The following is a 15632-nucleotide window of genomic DNA, read 5'->3' as shown; positions in this document are numbered from 1 at the left end:
GATAGATTTTATCATTAAGTTATCAACCACAAAGCCCTCACTAAGAGTATAGCACTTAGCGAGGGCTTTGCCTATTGGTTGTCATTGTTTTGTGGGTGTGAGATCTGCCATCGTACTGGTTTGTCCCACTCTCTTTTGCTAGTAGTCTATACTTCCGGTAAAAGTTGAGATTTGATGATTTCATTCACCTTATCATAGTAAAACTCTTTAGTCTCATAGACAACACCTAATTGCTGTGCTAGATAAATAATTTTTTCTAAAAAAATCTGTGACGAAAATTTGGTTGTACGATGCAGTTCTTCCTCATCAAAGGGTTTGATGAGATGAGCAAGAGGATTTCGCACAGCTTTTTCCAACTGTCGTAACTGTGCAACAGTATCTTTAATAGATCTAGAAAAGTCAGTCACCTCAATCAAATCTGCTAAACTTTTTGATGTTACTTTACTGTCTCGGCGCTCCGCCACAAAAGCCTGAATAAAAGGATTATCTGATCTAGCCATCTCATTAAACTTCCAACTATCGTACTGATCTGATTTAGTATCATGAATAAATTGGGTTAGTTCTGGTACCTTTTGCTGGGCTAATCGTAAAAACAATCGGTATAGAATCGGACTAACTGCACGGACAAAATCAATGATATCCGCATTTTTCACCTTTGCTTCAAGATCCATAATATAATTGGCTAGTAGTTCTTCTTCATAGGCATTCGATAAAAGGTGGAGCTGATAACGCTCTTCAATTTGGCGAAGTTCATTTTCATGTTTAAAGAGATAGGCTACGTTAAGTTCTCTTCGCTCTTTTAACATTTCTAATAGAAATTGGGTTTCACTAGGTAAGCGATTTATTCGCTCAGCTATTTTCCAAGCCTGATGATAGGCATAAAGATCTAGAAGAACTTTCAACGTTTCATTAGTCATTGGCAATCAAGGTTTCCAAACCAACCTTCATCATGTCTGTGAAAGTATTTTGACGTTCCTCTGCTGTCGTGTCTTCCTCTGGATTTACTAAACTATCAGAGATAGTCATGATACCAAGGGCTTGGACCTTGTGTTGTGCAGCAAGGTAGTAAAGAGCAGCTGCTTCCATTTCAATCGCCTTAACACCAAGTGTTCCAAGTTGCATGTTACGCTCAGGCATATTTGAGTAGAAGACATCTGATGATAGGACAGAACCAACGTGTGTTGTCATGCCTAAATCTTTTGCGATATGATAAGCCTTGTCAAGAAGGTCAAAGTCTGCTATTTGTGGGAAATCGTACTCAGGCCAGTCATTGCGAATGATGTTAGAGTTGGTTGCAGCAGCTTGTGCCAAAACAAGTTCACGAACGTGTACATCTGGGTCAATTGATCCAGCAGTTCCTACACGGATGAGTTTTTTCACCCCGTAGTCCACAATAAGCTCACGCGCATAGATAGAGATTGATGGCATTCCCATCCCTGTCCCCATGACTGAAACGCGATGACCTTTATAAGTCCCTGTATAGCCAAACATGTTACGAACTTCATTAAAGCAAACAGCATCTTCAAGAAAATTCTCTGCGATAAACTTAGCACGTAACGGGTCTCCCGGAAGTAAAATTTTATCGGCAATTTCGCCTGGTTTTGCTGAAATATGAATTGACATTCTTTATATCTCCTTGTTTTCTTTCTTATGTTTTTATTTAGGAAATTAGAGAGTAAACTACTATTTTATGCAAAATAGCATCACTAAAATTGATCAACTACAAAGTCGCCAAAGCTGCTTTTACCGCATGAACCGTTGTCATATCAAAAAGGGGTATCTCTGTATCATCTTGCTGAACCAAGAGTCCTATTTCTGTACATCCTAAAATCACCGCTTCAGCACCAGCTTGTTTTAACCGTTTTATGATTGTAAGGTACGTCGCTCTAGATTTTGAATAGGTTTCTCCCTTACATAGTTCATCATAAATCATTCGATTGACCTCTTCAATCTCGTCAGCGCTAGGAACTAGGACATCTAAATCAGCTTCAACCAATTTATCTTTATAAAATGCTTGAGTCATCGTATATTTTGTGCCTAGCAAACCGACTTTTCGAACACCGCTCTCTAGTAAAGCCTCTGCTATCGCTTCGGCAATATGCAAGATCGGAATCACAAGGTCTTGTTGAATTTGATCAACTATTTTATGCATCGTATTTGTACAAATAACAATAAAATCAGCACCCACCTTTTCCAATTTTTTAGCAATCTCTGCTAAAACCTGTCCACTCTTTTCCCAATTTCCTGTAGCCTGATAAGTCTCAATTTCTGCAAAATCAACACTGTACAGTACAATTTTAGCAGAATGAAGTCCACCTAACTCCTCTTTGATTGTTTCATTAATGAGCTTGTAGTACGTCGCTGTACTTTTCCAACTCATTCCACTAATCAATCCTATTGTTTCATAAGAACTCCTATAGAGTTGCCAAAATGGCTTTGACCAATCCTTTGAAATCTTCCTTGATACGAGTGGTGACTTCAACAACTTCTTCGTGGTTAAGTTCTTCTTGGAAGCCAGCCGCATGGTTGGTAATACATGAAATACCAAGCACTTTGAGACCTGAATGAGCCGCTACAATCACTTCTGGAACTGTAGACATACCAACTGCATCAGCTCCTAGTGTCTTGAAGGCACGAATTTCAGCTGGTGTTTCATAAGTTGGACCTGAACAACCAAGGTAAACCCCTTCACTTAGTTTGATGCCAAGTTTGTCCGCAACTTCGTAAGCCACCTGACGATATTCTGGCGTGTAAGCCTTCGACATGTCTGGGAAACGTGGTCCGAATTCCTCAAGGTTTTCACCAATCAATGGGTTTGTTCCAATCATATTGATATGATCATTGATGAGCATCAATGTTCCTGGTCCAAAACCAATACCTCCAGCTGCATTGGTTACAAGCACACTGTGACATCCCAAAGCTTTCATCACACGCACTGGGAAAGTCACCACTTCCATTGGATTGCCTTCATAGAAATGGAAACGTCCTTGGAGCGCTAAAACCTTACGACCAGCTAGATCTCCGTAGACTAATTTACCTGCGTGACCAACAACAGTTGATTGCCCCCAGTTTGGGATATCTGCGTAGTCAATGACAACAGCGTTTTCTACTTCTTCTGCCAATTCTCCCAAACCTGAACCTAAGATTAAACCAAATTCAGGTGCAGTGATTCCTTTCTCTTGCAAGAAATCACGTGTTTCATAAATTTTTTCTAATAATGTCATCTCTAATTTTCCTTTTATTCTCTCATTTTTCTCTATTGGATTACACCAATTGATCCAAGAAGCTCTTACCAATCATAGCAGTATCCACACCGAAGTTTTCAGCAATAGTAGCAGAAATGTCTGCGAAATGTCCTTGTGGAATCACACCACTTCCTTTGAAAGAAGGACTGTAAGCCAACAACGGGATGTATTCACGCGTATGGTCTGTACCGGCATACGTTGGGTCATTTCCGTGGTCTGCTGTAATCAAGAGTAGGTCATTCTCACGCATCGCAGCGATAATTTCTGGAAGACGATTATCAAATTCATGCAAGCAATCACGATAACCATGTGCATCACGACGGTGACCAAAATTAGCATCAAAATCGACTAGATTTGTAAATGAAAATCCTTTTTCAAACTCAGACAATCCCATCGTTTTCAAAAGAGTATCGACACCATGGTTGTTATTTTTATTGTGTCCCATATCATGATTGATACCAGAACCATTGAAAATATCATTGATTTTACCAACCGCATAAGTATCTATTCCTGCTTGATCAAGCTTATTCAATACTGTTTCTTCAAATGGTGATACTGCATAATCGTGACGATTAGAAGTACGTGTGAAATTACCAGGTTCACCAACGTAAGGACGAGCGATAATGCGACCCAGTAGGGCTGGGCGCTCTAAAGTGATTGAACGAGCGTATTCACAGATACGGTACAATTCATCAAGTGGAATAATATCTTCATGCGCAGCAATTTGAAGCACTGGGTCAGCAGAGGTATAGATAATCAATTCCCCCGTTTCCATTTGGCGTGGACCAAAATCATCAATGACAGCTGTACCTGAGTAAGGTTTGTTGGCTTCACGAATGACTTTGCGACCTGAAAATTCTTCAATCTTAGTTAGAATTTCTTCAGGAAAACCGTCCCAGAAGGTATCAAATGGTTCCGTGATGTTAAGCCCCATGATTTCCCAGTGTCCAGTCATGGTATCTTTACCGAGTGAGACTTCCTCGAGTTTTGTCACATAACCTGTAGGATTTTCTTCAGCAGGAACAGTCTTTAGAGCTTGTGGTCGAGGAATATTTCCAAGACCTATTTTAGCCATATTTGGAACGTCAAGGCCAACGGTTTTAGAAATATGACCAAGAGTATCTGAAGCTCCATCGGGAACACCAGCATTTACAAAGTTATTAGCATCTGGTGCAGCACCAATTCCGACTGAGTCTAAAACGACTAAGTGAATGCGATCAAAAGTTGACATATGTTTCTCCTATCTAGGGGTGGTTACGGTTGGCACCCAAAAACCTGTATAGCTTATCCTAAGACAAGCTATAGAAAAACTTATTAACAAAATTAACCCATTTGACGTTTAAAGGCCAAACGTTAAGCCAAATGGTAAATGAACTTTTAGTGTAGAAAAGATAATTGCTAACTCTATTGATATCATTTACCAGACTCAAGAACTTTCACACCATCTTTTCCAGCAACGATCACTTTATTGACCATACCATTAAAAAGGCCATGTTCCACAACACCAACCGTCGCATCTAATTCTTGAGCCAATACCTTTGGATCTTCAATCTTTTTCAAGTCAAGATCAATAATAAAATTTTGCATATCCGTCACAAAGCGTTTCCCGTCTTGTTCACGGAAAGTCGGTTGATATCCTTTTACTGTAAAATGACGCAAAAGATTTTCAGCACCATACTGGACAACTTCAACAGGAAGCTTAAAGGTACCTAGCTGTTCAACCATTTTACTCTCATCCACAATCCAGATGTAGTCTTTAGTATATGTCGCTACTACCTTCTCCATAAGAAGGGCACCGCCACCACCTTTGATTCCATTAAATACAGAATCAACCTCGTCAGCCCCATCAACAGTCAAATCAACAGATTCTACCTCTCGGATATTTTTAAGGGGAATGCCTAAATGCTCCGCATGGGCGCTAGTCACACTCGATGTCGTCACTGCTGTTATTTCTAAACCTTCCTCTTTAATCCTGCGTCCCAGCTCTTCAACAAAATAATGGGCTGTTGATCCTGTTCCTAGGCCGACAACCATACCGTTTTTTACATATTTAGCTGCTTCAATACCGACTAATTCTTTGAAAGCTGTCATTTTAACCTCCATCTTTGATATACTTAACATTATATCATTTTTTCAGAACTTTTGATAGCGCTAACTATTATCTATCCAATCTAGATACTTAGATTTAGTGCCAAGGAAACAGTAATTTTGCCTTACATTTCTTTAGAGAACTCTCTTGTGAAAAAAATTCAAAAAATCACCCCAAAAACATTTAAAATCATTTAAAAAGACCATAATAAAAAACGAACAAAAATTATCTCTTATATATTTAAAGAGTATTTTTGTTCGTTTTTATATACAGTTTATTAGAAAATTAGATTTATTGGTATAAATTTTCTAAACTAAAAATCTTTTTGTCCCAAACTCATTCGTCCGTTTGACATTGGTGATTCCTAGTACGATTTTTCAATAAACTCCCTTGGCGAGAATTTTGCCACCATCAGCGTAGAGATTTTCGCACAGCCAAGCCAATTAAGGTTAAGAAGGATAAAAGACCTGCAATAAGGAATGAGAAGCCTCGTTTTTCTCCTGTATGAGGCAATGTTTTCTTGTTCTCTGTTGTAGCAACAGATTGTGTCGCTTTCGGAGTTGTATTTTGATCTGCCACTGGTTTTTTATCCCCATTAGATTGTGCAGAATTCATCACGTCTTTATTTTTTTGACTCAGATTCGATTGATTTGGATTTGAGTTTTTTTCATTTTCTTTGACAGGACTATTAACAGGAGCTTTTTTCAGCGTATCTGGCTTTTCAGGAGCCGATGTATTCTCTTGTTTTTTGACGGATGGTTTTACAATTTGATCCCCTGATAGAGCTACGGATATTTCTTGTCCTGGAAATGCACTAGCCAACGCTTTGCCATTGACAAAGACATCATAGAAGAGACCATCAATTAAATCGCTATTGAAGGCGGCACGACCTTCTTTATCAGTTCTTGTTTCAGCAATCAAGCGACCATTTTTATCTTTGAGGGTAACTGTCTGATCTGCCAAACCTACTGCTTCTTCATCACGCACATGAACAGTCAAGACTTGCTTGCTTTCTACTGGCTTACTTGTTCCTACTCCATCAACGATGAAACCTCCGAAGCGTTCATCGCCATCTTGACCTGTTCGAACGGTATGCCCTTGAGACTTCCCATCAACTAACACACTGAGACTTCTCAGCAAAGGCAAACCTGTTAAAACGGCACGACCTTTATCATCTGTTTTGGCTGTTGCTACCTCATGACCTTCCCCAGTGGTAATATCAACCAATTTCACAACACGGTTAGGTAGTGCTTTGCCTGATTGATCAACAACAGTCGCTACAAAGGTGAACTGACCAGACACAGGTGATTCATCATGCTCATGCTCATGTTCATGGTGACCATGTCCATCGTTAAAAGGTTTGGTGACATCAATATCCGCCACTAAAATAACATGGTAATGATCATCATGCGGGTACATCAAGGCTTTACCTTTAGAGGTGTCCAATACCGTAACTTTCTCTACATCAACGCCTGCTCCCTTAGCGACATAAGCACGTTTAACCTCTAATTCATCAACTGAATCGGTGACCGTAGACCTAACAATCTCATTACTTTCTAAAAAGGCGACACCATCTTGTCCAGGACGAAGCTTGGTTTTAGCTTTACCATTAACCAAAATATCATAGAAAGTACCGTCAACGAGGTTGTCAGCAAACGTCACCTGACCATTTGCTTCCGTTACAGCACGACCTATAACTTGCCCTGTAGGATCTTTAAGCTCAACGGTTTGCCCAGCTAAACCTTCTGCTTCCTCATCTACTACCTTTATCAGCATTTTTTGTGCACTGTAGCTTGGGGTGTTTATACCATCCTCAGGTAATGTAAAACGAGCCACCATCGCTTCATCAGCTACCCCACTTCTGATAGTGTAACCTTTTTCTACTCCATTCACACTAACACTGTAGTTAGTATTGAGAGGTAGACTAGAAAATACAGCCATTCCTTTATCATCTGTTTGTGCTGATAGACTTTGCCCATTTCCAGTAGTTGGAGTCAGACTGACTTCCTTGTTAGCCAAAGTCTTACCATTTTCACCTAAAACGATAGCTGTAAAACTGAAATTTCCCTGCTCAGCAGTTACTGCCGTATGTGTATGGGCAAAAACCAGTGACTCCGTGTCTTTCCCTGTTAAAGTCACCATTGCTAAAGTTGCAGCAGTTAATAATTTAATTCTATTAGATGTTGTCATTTTTTAAATTCCTTTCCAAATTTCATTAACTGGTTAAGTTATTCTACCACCTATTAATTAACCAGTCAAGTATTTTTTGAAAAATTTTCTAACAATGACATTTTTTCTAGACGATTGGACAGAACCATAAAAATCCTTTATGGCACTTAAATAAACCTACTACCTAATCCATACTGTAAGAAAATCACATCTGAACATCGTTTAGCCTTGATAGGTTATGATCATTAAGTTATCAACCACAAAGCCCTCACTAAGAGTATAAACACTTAACGAGGGCTTTGGCTATTGTTTTTCATTTGTTTTCGGGTGTGGGATTAACCAGCCTGCCTGTTTGCCCCATACTCTTGTTTCATACGGAAATGATTCCTTTACTGATTGACAGCTCTAACTCCTTCAGTATGTACTGCTTCTAGCAGCTCTGCAATACTTTTAAGAAAAATAGGATGTTGAAAGGTTGGGGCGATATCTGCCAACGGAACAAGGACAAAGGCACGTTCCTGCATCAGAGGATGTGGAATCGTCAGTTTTTTCTCCTGCACCACTTCTTGACCATAGAGCAAGATATCAATATCAACCGTTCGAGGTCCCCAATGTTCATGACGTTCCCGACCCAGCGATAATTCCAAAGTCTGGGTATGATACAACAAGTCCTGTGGTGAAAGATCTGTGTCGATGGCTAGGCAAAGATTGAGAAAGTCTGCCTGATCCGTCTTTCCCCAAGCACTGGTTTCATATATAGGTGAAATAGCTAGCAATTGAGTGGCTGGCAAATCTTTCAAACCTTGAACCGCCTGGTCTAAATAACTGGCTCGGTTACCCATATTGCTACCTAAACTTAAGAATACCTGACTCATCTGCGACGCTCCAAGGTGATGCCGACATGTGCGTAGTGACCAGCAATCGGCGGATTTTCCTTTTTAATTGTTAGAGTAATTCCCATCACTGTTGGGTAATGGTCAAAGATATCCTGGCAAATAGCACCAGCCAAGCGCTCTATTAATTGGTATCTTTCATTTTCTACCCGCTCTTTTATGGTTTCAAAAACCATCCCATAGTGAACCGTATCAGATAACTGATCTGATAGACTAGCAGCCTGTAAGTCAACTTCTAGCTCGCAATCCACTACAAAAATCTGCCCTAGCACTTGCTCCTCGGCAAGGACCCCATGATAGCCATAAAATCGACACTCTTTTAAAAAAATCTTATCCATTTTCACCTCAACTGCTCTAAAATATCTATCACATCACGATTGGCTACAACATTATGAACTCGAACCATCTGACACCCCTTAGCAATAGCGTAAGCGGATAGGATTGCCGTTGCCTGATCGCGATCTAAAGGACTGCTTCCCCCACCTAGTAAATGGTCAACCACCCGTTTTCGAGAAATTCCAAATAAAACTGGATAGCCAAGTTGACAAACCATCTCTAATCCTTTAAGCAGATCCAGATTGTGCTGGGCATTTTTAGCAAAGCCAAAGCCTGGATCTAACCATATCTTATCTGCCTTAACTCCCGCATCTAAAGCGGCCTGAGCGCGGGCTGATAAAAAATCACAAACCTCTTCTGCAATATTTTGATAGTTTTCCTCTTTTTGGTTGTGCATAAGAATGATAGGGACATCGTATGTGGCCGCTAAATGCAACATTTGTCCATCGTATAGTCCTGCCCAGACATCATTGATGATATCTGCTCCTGCTTCTAGGGCAGCCCGCACCGTTTCTGTCTTATAGCTATCTATCGATACTAAACAATTAAAGCGTTCTTTAATAGCCGTGATAATCGGAACGACACGAGCAATCTCTTCCTCAACGGAGACAAATGTGGCACCAGGTCTAGTGGATTCACCGCCAACATCAATGACAAGCGCCCCATCTGCCAGCATTTGCTCAACTTGAGCCAGAGCTTTATCAAGTTCGACATAGTTTCCTCCGTCTGAGAAAGAATCTGGCGTTACATTCAGGATTCCCATAATAGTCACCCGATTTGCTAGTTCTTGAATGCGAATGCTCATTTTATCATTTCCTCCCTTTAAATCATGTCTAAAATTTCCCGTATTTGATTGATATTCTCGTTAAAAATGCCTTTGGCTACACTAGTAATCGTTTTAGCACCAGTATTTTGATGCCTTGCATTGTCATGAAGATGTGCTTTGCTTTTTAATAAAACAGCATCAACAATTTCGATCTCCGCAACATACAGGAACATCATGACCATAATCACTTCAACCTATATCGCCGATTCAACAATCAAAACCTGTTATTTAGAAATAAGATAATACCAGAGATTATATCTTAAAAATAAGAGATCAAGGAGTTTAGGTTTACCAAAAAGTAATGATACTTCATAAGAGGTTTGACAAGGCTGAGTAAACAGTTAATTTTTAGTCTGTCTTTTTTAAAATTGAACAATATAAAATGGCTTTGAAACAGTGTTTCTTGATGACGTTACGCTAAGCTATTTCTTTTTAAGACTTTTCTCAGTCTCTTTATTTCCAATCTCAAAAGAGCTTCCAGACCTTAACGATTGTGACGAACTCTGTTCATCTTATTTCCAATCTGGGAGATACTCGGGGCGACCCTCACCACATTTAAAAAATAACTATATAAATGATACGCCCTTGCAAATGACATCAAAAAACTTCACAGGATTATTATACCATAGAGTCAAACAAACCTCTCACTCTAAGTCACCTTCCGAGGCTAGTTTTTATGAAGGCCCTCGCTATTCTTTTACTCCTTTTCTTGCTTCTAAATAGCTTTTACGCTAAAATAGGTTTATGATTATTACCAAAGAATTTGATACCATTACTGCTATTGCAACCCCCTTGGGAGAAGGTGCTATCGGCATCGTCCGTTTATCTGGCCCAGAAGCTCTGACTATTGCGAACCGTGTCTTCAAGGGAAAAAATTTGGAAACAATTGCTAGTCATACTCTAACCTATGGGCATATAATGGATCCGCAAACTCAAAACATTCTGGATGAAGTCATGGTCTCTGTCATGTTAGCTCCTCGCACCTTTACTCGGGAAAACGTCGTGGAAATCAATACTCACGGTGGTGTTGCTGTCACTAATGAAATCTTACAGTTATTAATTCGTTCTGGAGCAAGAATGGCAGAGCCAGGTGAATTTACCAAGCGTGCCTTTTTGAATGGCCGCATTGACCTAACTCAGTCTGAAGCTGTTATGGATCTTATCCGTGCAAAAACAGATAAAGCCATGTCAAATGCTCTCTCACAACTTGATGGATCTCTAAAAAATCTCATCAATAGTATTCGACAAGAAATTCTCAACACCCTAGCACAAGTTGAAGTCAATATTGATTACCCAGAATATGACGATGTCGAGGAGATGACGACTGCTCTCATGCAGGAAAAAACAACAGAATTCCAAGACCTTTTAGAAAGACTCCTTCGTACAGCCAAACGTGGAAAAATTCTTCGCGAAGGGCTTTCTACTGCTATCATCGGTCGTCCAAATGTTGGAAAATCTAGTCTTCTGAACAATTTACTCCGCGAAGAAAAAGCTATCGTAACAGATATTGCAGGAACCACACGTGATGTCATCGAAGAATACGTCAATATCAAAGGAATTCCTCTCAAACTCATTGATACTGCCGGTATTCGTGAAACTGATGACGTGGTTGAAAAGATTGGTGTTGAACGGTCTAAAAAAGCCCTGCAAGAAGCTGATTTGGTTCTTCTTGTCCTCAATGCAGCGGAACCATTGACCCAACAAGATAGAGATCTACTTGATATTTCAAAAGATAGCAACCGTGTTCTTTTACTGAATAAAACAGATCTTCTTGAACAAATCGAAGCCGATGAATTACCAGCAGATGTGATACGTATCTCTGTCCTTGAAAATCAAAATATTGACGCTATTGAAGAAAAAATCAATCAACTTTTCTTTGAAAATGCTGGACTCGTTGAAAAAGACGCGACTTACCTCTCAAATGCTCGCCACATCAGCCTCATTGAAAAAGCTCTAGAAAGCCTAAATGCTGTCAATGAAGGATTAACACTGGGAATGCCTGTAGACCTCCTTCAAGTTGATATGACAAGAACTTGGGAAATTCTTGGTGAAATAACAGGTGATGTTGCTCCTGATGAACTCATCACTCAACTCTTTAGCCAATTCTGCCTTGGTAAATAAGGATAATCCAATCAAGTACAAGAGGTTGGGACAAAAATATCTCAACCTTCTTTTTTTGATAACAATAACAGATTGACACAGTGGTTCATTGGAGGTCTGCAACTGGACACTTCTTCATTTTCAAGTGTCCACCTCAAATAGTCTACTGGACTATTTGAATACCACACAATCGTTAGCTGCCATCCTATACGAATGTGATGAACATCGTTCATCTTATTTCCAACCTCCAAAGGTCTCCCAGACCTTAACGATTGAGACGAACTTCGTTCGCCTTATTCCCCACCTCAAAAGGTTCCCCAAACCTTTTGAGCTATACGGAGGTGGTGAAAGTGTTCAGTGGACAGTTTCAGCCTGAGCTTAGAGACCAGAGAGTGAGGGAAAGTCAAGACTTCTAAATCATGACTTCTTATACGAAAACTTCAAAAAGCCCTCACTAAGAGTATGCACTTAGCGGGAGCTTTGCCTATTGGTTTTTCATTGTTTTGTAGGTGTGGGCTCTGCCATCGTGATGGTTTGTCCCACTCTCTTTTATTTTGTCAAAGATAACCTTTGCTCCTTTTTTTCTTCTAGTATTCAGTATTAACATAAGATCTAAAATACAAGTATTTCTCATAAGACTCCTATCTTCTATCCATACTAGCTAGTGCTATTACAAAAAGACTAATTCTCCACCATACTAAAGAAAAGCTAGTCTGTTTTACATGGCTTATCTTGAATAACGTCATCTCAATAATTACACATCGTTCAACAACATCTTAAACATCACGTTTAGTTTCATATAAAAAGAAGCCACTACTCATAACATGAGTAATAACTTCTTTAACTTAATGACATTAGGCTTCTGATTGTTTTTTCTTCAAGATCGTAAGAGCTACTGCCCCTAGGCTGACCAATCCTGCCAACGTCAGAGCAAGAGAAGGTTTTGCATTTGTGCGCGGTAATGCAGCTTTTCCTTCGCTAGCTTTGGAATCAACTACAGTTGATAGAGCAACTTCTTGCTGAGGCTCTCTCGCTGTAATGAATGGTACAGACTGTTCTTGGTCATCTCTAAGAAGAACCTTGAACTCTGTAGATGAATCAAGCTGTCGCTTGTTTTCTACTGTTTTGTCTATAGAAGGGCTATCCTGTGGTTGGAGAATTGGTTCAGAGTTGTCTGCTTGTTTCTTTTGAGTATTGACAAGAACATCAGGCGCTTTCTCCTGTGTTTCTGATTTTTCCTCGGGTTTTCTAATGCGTTTCCCCTCTCCTTTTTTAACAGAAACTTTATTCCAAAGAACCTGTCGTCCTTCCTCGTTAAAAGCGGTAAATGTCAATAAACTATTTGGTTCAAGTACGGTCTCTCCAAAGTCAATCTCGAAATCTCCTTCAGGAGTCGAGCTGGTTTCGGCTAAGAGCTTATTACCTTGATGAACAAAAATCCGAACATTTGGAGCAACTTGGCCTTTCACATACCCTGTAACGCTTGTAATCGTAGGTAAGACAAAGGAGTGTTCTTCTGGTTTTACCCCATCATTGATCCCTTTGACAATCGTGCTTTGTTTAGCCACCACCGCAAAGCTCTTAGGATCCATCACTTCAAAGGTGAGCTGCTCTCCTTGTTCCAGTGTGATCTCTAAGTCTCTAAAGTCAATTCCCCAAAAACCTAGTTCATTGGTCATAATGGTAGGGAATTTCTTATCTGACACAGAGGAGGTTATCCTGATAAAATGATGCGCATATTTACTACGTCCAGCTATATATTCTTTTTGATCGTGAATATTCGGTACTTGCAGTGGACTAGAGGGGGAAGAAACATCAGTCGTATCAAAAAGAATACGATCCAAAATCTCCAAGACTTGTGAAGGAGGAATCTTCTTATCTGCTCCGTCTACCGTCTGTTCTACCAACATTTGATAGTCATTGTTAAGACCGACAAAGAGACGATAATAACGCTGGTGACTAGCTAATGCTGGCAATTTTTCAGAGTATTTTCCTTCCTCATTTGCCCATGCTTCTAGGACAAAATTACCTGTCTCAGCATCGTAAAGCTTGACGCGTCCAAAAGGCTCTGTCATACCAGAAAACTCTGTGCTACCTACTGTTAGGTTTTGATAAGTGAAGGATGGTTTCGGTTTTTCTTTGAGAGTCTCTCCTAACGGATAGACTGGAACAGCATGCATCACTGGTAGACCATCATTTGAAATGAAAGATAGCTTCACATTTTGAGTGGTTTTAAAGGTACTTGCTTCTATGTCATCTGAAAATTCTATTTCAAAATAACCATCTTTTATTCGAGCTGGTTTCGACACTATCGTTCCGCCAATCATAGCATAAACGGTCCCCTCAACAGAAGTATGCCCCTGTATCTTCTTGGCACCTTCAAACAGAGGCTCAACCAATACCTGATGCTGATTTCCTACCTTTTGGAGGGGTTTGGTTGGGATAGGATAAGCCTCGGGATGCCTTGGAGTTGTGATGACAACTTGGGCTTCACCACCTTCAAAATCATCTTCTTCCTCTGCTTCAAAGATTTTTTGATGGGTAGATACAATTTCTATTTTTTGATTATAGGAAATGGGACGCTCTAACTTAAGCAAAAACTTACCTTTTTCATCAGCAACGAAAAAGTCCTCCACTGAAGTTTGTGAGACTTCATCAATTTTAACATCTACTATAGCATTTGAAGTAGTTGTACCAGAAATCACTGTATCTCCGGGAACAATGGGATCCACTGAAAGAGAGGCTTCCAAAACTATCGTTTCTTTCTCCTCTTTTATCGTGTCTATGTCATCTAACTTCTCTTCTATGTTTTTTTTGGCTTCCTCTATTGTATCGGATGTGGTTAGTTGAGAAGCCTCTGATTGGATAGACTCTACTGCCTCTTGAGCTAAGTGTCTATCCTTTTCATGACTTGCATCATTAGCATAGACGGTAGAAGTTCCTGTTGCTATGAGTGCTAAACTTGTCGCAAACAGTAGAAACGATTTTGATCGATTTCCTTCCTCTCTAATTGACTGAATTTGCCTTTGTATCACAATTTCTACTCCTTAGGTGTTTTTTTAGGGATAAGGTAAGCTGTGCCGGTGATAATCATTATCAACAGTGCAATCAAAACGAACGGTAACACTTTTTCTGCACTTTGAGCCGTTTCTTTTGAATCTTTATGCTTTGAAAGAGACCTCGCTTTAGGGGGTGCTCCATAAGATGCAGAAACACTCGACGACCGGCTGTTTGATTGTGAATTATTAGTTGATTGGTTGCCAGTAGTGTTAGTCGTTTGACCTCCTACTGAAGAACCACCTGTACTTGTAGTAGCACTCACACTACGTCTAGCACGTGTGGTACGTGGAGAATTCCCTGTAAAGCCGGACTCACCTGTAAAGGCTAGAGGAGTGGTTGGGGGGCTATCACCTTGACCACTTCTACCTTGAGGAGCTGAGCTGCCATTACCAGCTTGGATGCTTGTACCATCGGTTAGAGGCGATGGTGCCGGTCCACGATCGCCTTCCTCACCTTTCAGCGGGCCTTCGTTGCGACCGCCTAATTCTGGAGTAACTGGGCCACGATCGCCTTCCTCGCCTTTCAATGGGCCTTGGTTACGTCCACCTAATTGCGGAGTAACTGGGCCACGATCACCTTCTTCGCCTTTCAATGGACCTTGGTTACGTCCACCTAATTGCGGAGTAACTGGACCACGTTCACCTTCTTCGCCTTTCAATGGACCTTGGTTACGTCCACCTAATTGCGGAGTAACTGGACCACGATCGCCTTCCTCGCCTTTCAGAGGGCCTTCGTTGCGACCGCCTAATTCTGGAGTAACTGGACCGCGTTCGCCTTCTTCACCTTTCAATGGACCTTGGTTACGTCCACCTAATTGCGGAGTAACTGGGCCACGTTCACCTTCTTCGCCTTTCAATGGACCTTGGTTACGTCCACCTAATTGCGGAGTAACTGGACCGCGTTCGCCTTCTTCA

General features: G+C 40.5%; 14 protein-coding genes. 1 reads left to right on the top strand and 13 read right to left on the bottom strand.

Annotation, left to right across the window (positions count from 1 at the left end):
• Positions 1–146: 146 nt before the first annotated feature.
• From ACFPQ3_RS04790 to ACFPQ3_RS04740, 11 genes are all read right to left on the bottom strand, one after another.
• Positions 147–917 carry a LytR family transcriptional regulator gene (locus ACFPQ3_RS04790; protein WP_156805486.1) on the bottom strand — a complete coding sequence of 257 codons (771 nt, stop codon included), beginning with the start codon at positions 915–917 and terminating at the stop codon, positions 147–149.
• A complete protein-coding gene (deoD, locus tag ACFPQ3_RS04785) occupies positions 910–1623 on the bottom strand; it encodes a purine-nucleoside phosphorylase (protein ID WP_156805487.1) in 714 nt (237 codons plus the stop codon). The genes ACFPQ3_RS04790 and deoD overlap by 8 nt, the downstream gene beginning before the upstream one ends.
• Before the next feature lie 97 nt (positions 1624–1720).
• On the bottom strand, positions 1721–2455 hold the full coding sequence (locus tag ACFPQ3_RS04780; protein WP_269747713.1) for an aspartate/glutamate racemase family protein: 735 nt from the start codon (positions 2453–2455) through the stop codon (positions 1721–1723).
• Complete coding sequence (locus tag ACFPQ3_RS04775; protein ID WP_156805488.1) at positions 2415–3224, bottom strand: purine-nucleoside phosphorylase; 810 nt, start codon at positions 3222–3224, stop codon at positions 2415–2417. The genes ACFPQ3_RS04780 and ACFPQ3_RS04775 overlap by 41 nt, the downstream gene beginning before the upstream one ends.
• A 40-nt stretch (positions 3225–3264) precedes the next feature.
• Positions 3265–4476 (bottom strand): phosphopentomutase, encoded by a 1212-nt coding sequence (locus tag ACFPQ3_RS04770; RefSeq protein ID WP_156805489.1) that lies wholly within the window; start codon positions 4474–4476, stop codon positions 3265–3267.
• A gap of 182 nt (positions 4477–4658) precedes the next feature.
• Positions 4659–5336 (bottom strand): ribose-5-phosphate isomerase RpiA, encoded by a 678-nt coding sequence (gene rpiA / locus ACFPQ3_RS04765; protein WP_156805490.1) that lies wholly within the window; start codon positions 5334–5336, stop codon positions 4659–4661.
• A gap of 409 nt (positions 5337–5745) precedes the next feature.
• Positions 5746–7524 (bottom strand): carboxypeptidase-like regulatory domain-containing protein, encoded by a 1779-nt coding sequence (locus ACFPQ3_RS04760; RefSeq protein WP_156805491.1) that lies wholly within the window; start codon positions 7522–7524, stop codon positions 5746–5748.
• Between the two features lie 368 nt (positions 7525–7892).
• Entirely contained in the window at positions 7893–8378 is a 486-nt protein-coding gene (gene folK, locus ACFPQ3_RS04755) for a 2-amino-4-hydroxy-6-hydroxymethyldihydropteridine diphosphokinase (protein ID WP_156805492.1), read from the bottom strand.
• Complete coding sequence (folB, locus tag ACFPQ3_RS04750) at positions 8375–8734, bottom strand: dihydroneopterin aldolase (protein WP_156805493.1); 360 nt, start codon at positions 8732–8734, stop codon at positions 8375–8377. Before folB ends, folK begins: the two co-directional genes overlap by 4 nt.
• Positions 8735–8736: 2 nt before the next feature.
• Positions 8737–9537 (bottom strand): dihydropteroate synthase, encoded by an 801-nt coding sequence (gene folP / locus ACFPQ3_RS04745; protein ID WP_161980905.1) that lies wholly within the window; start codon positions 9535–9537, stop codon positions 8737–8739.
• 17 nt (positions 9538–9554) lie between these two features.
• Positions 9555–9740 carry a hypothetical protein gene (locus tag ACFPQ3_RS04740; RefSeq protein ID WP_156805494.1) on the bottom strand — a complete coding sequence of 62 codons (186 nt, stop codon included), beginning with the start codon at positions 9738–9740 and terminating at the stop codon, positions 9555–9557.
• Positions 9741–10305: 565 nt separating this feature from the next.
• Between ACFPQ3_RS04740 and mnmE the strand changes: the two genes are divergently transcribed.
• Positions 10306–11679, top strand: coding sequence for a tRNA uridine-5-carboxymethylaminomethyl(34) synthesis GTPase MnmE (mnmE, locus tag ACFPQ3_RS04735; protein ID WP_198039881.1), 1374 nt, complete (start codon positions 10306–10308; stop codon positions 11677–11679).
• 833 nt (positions 11680–12512) lie between these two features.
• On the opposite strand, the gene ACFPQ3_RS04730 is transcribed toward mnmE, so the two are convergent.
• Positions 12513–14693, bottom strand: coding sequence for an LPXTG cell wall anchor domain-containing protein (locus tag ACFPQ3_RS04730; RefSeq protein WP_156805496.1), 2181 nt, complete (start codon positions 14691–14693; stop codon positions 12513–12515).
• 5 nt (positions 14694–14698) lie between these two features.
• A partial coding sequence (locus ACFPQ3_RS04725) for a collagen-like domain-containing protein (RefSeq protein WP_465269567.1) occupies positions 14699–15632 on the bottom strand: 934 nt, incomplete at its 5' end.

It is taken from the genome of Streptococcus caledonicus, assembly GCF_042656225.1.
Taxonomy (GTDB): Bacteria; Bacillota; Bacilli; order Lactobacillales; family Streptococcaceae; genus Streptococcus; species Streptococcus caledonicus.
Note: the sequence above shows the minus strand (reverse complement) of the source record. Positions and strands in the feature narration are given on the sequence as shown.

Coding starts and splice junctions, on each gene's coding strand:
- folB (WP_156805493.1), bottom strand. CDS start 8,734: ATGGATAAGATTTTTTTAAAAGAGTGTCGATTTTATGGCTATCATGGG.
- ACFPQ3_RS04740 (WP_156805494.1), bottom strand. CDS start 9,740: ATGGTCATGATGTTCCTGTATGTTGCGGAGATCGAAATTGTTGATGCT.
- folK (WP_156805492.1), bottom strand. CDS start 8,378: ATGAGTCAGGTATTCTTAAGTTTAGGTAGCAATATGGGTAACCGAGCC.
- folP (WP_161980905.1), bottom strand. CDS start 9,537: ATGAGCATTCGCATTCAAGAACTAGCAAATCGGGTGACTATTATGGGA.
- ACFPQ3_RS04790 (WP_156805486.1), bottom strand. CDS start 917: ATGACTAATGAAACGTTGAAAGTTCTTCTAGATCTTTATGCCTATCAT.
- rpiA (WP_156805490.1), bottom strand. CDS start 5,336: ATGACAGCTTTCAAAGAATTAGTCGGTATTGAAGCAGCTAAATATGTA.
- deoD (WP_156805487.1), bottom strand. CDS start 1,623: ATGTCAATTCATATTTCAGCAAAACCAGGCGAAATTGCCGATAAAATT.
- ACFPQ3_RS04760 (WP_156805491.1), bottom strand. CDS start 7,524: ATGACAACATCTAATAGAATTAAATTATTAACTGCTGCAACTTTAGCA.
- ACFPQ3_RS04775 (WP_156805488.1), bottom strand. CDS start 3,224: ATGACATTATTAGAAAAAATTTATGAAACACGTGATTTCTTGCAAGAG.
- ACFPQ3_RS04770 (WP_156805489.1), bottom strand. CDS start 4,476: ATGTCAACTTTTGATCGCATTCACTTAGTCGTTTTAGACTCAGTCGGA.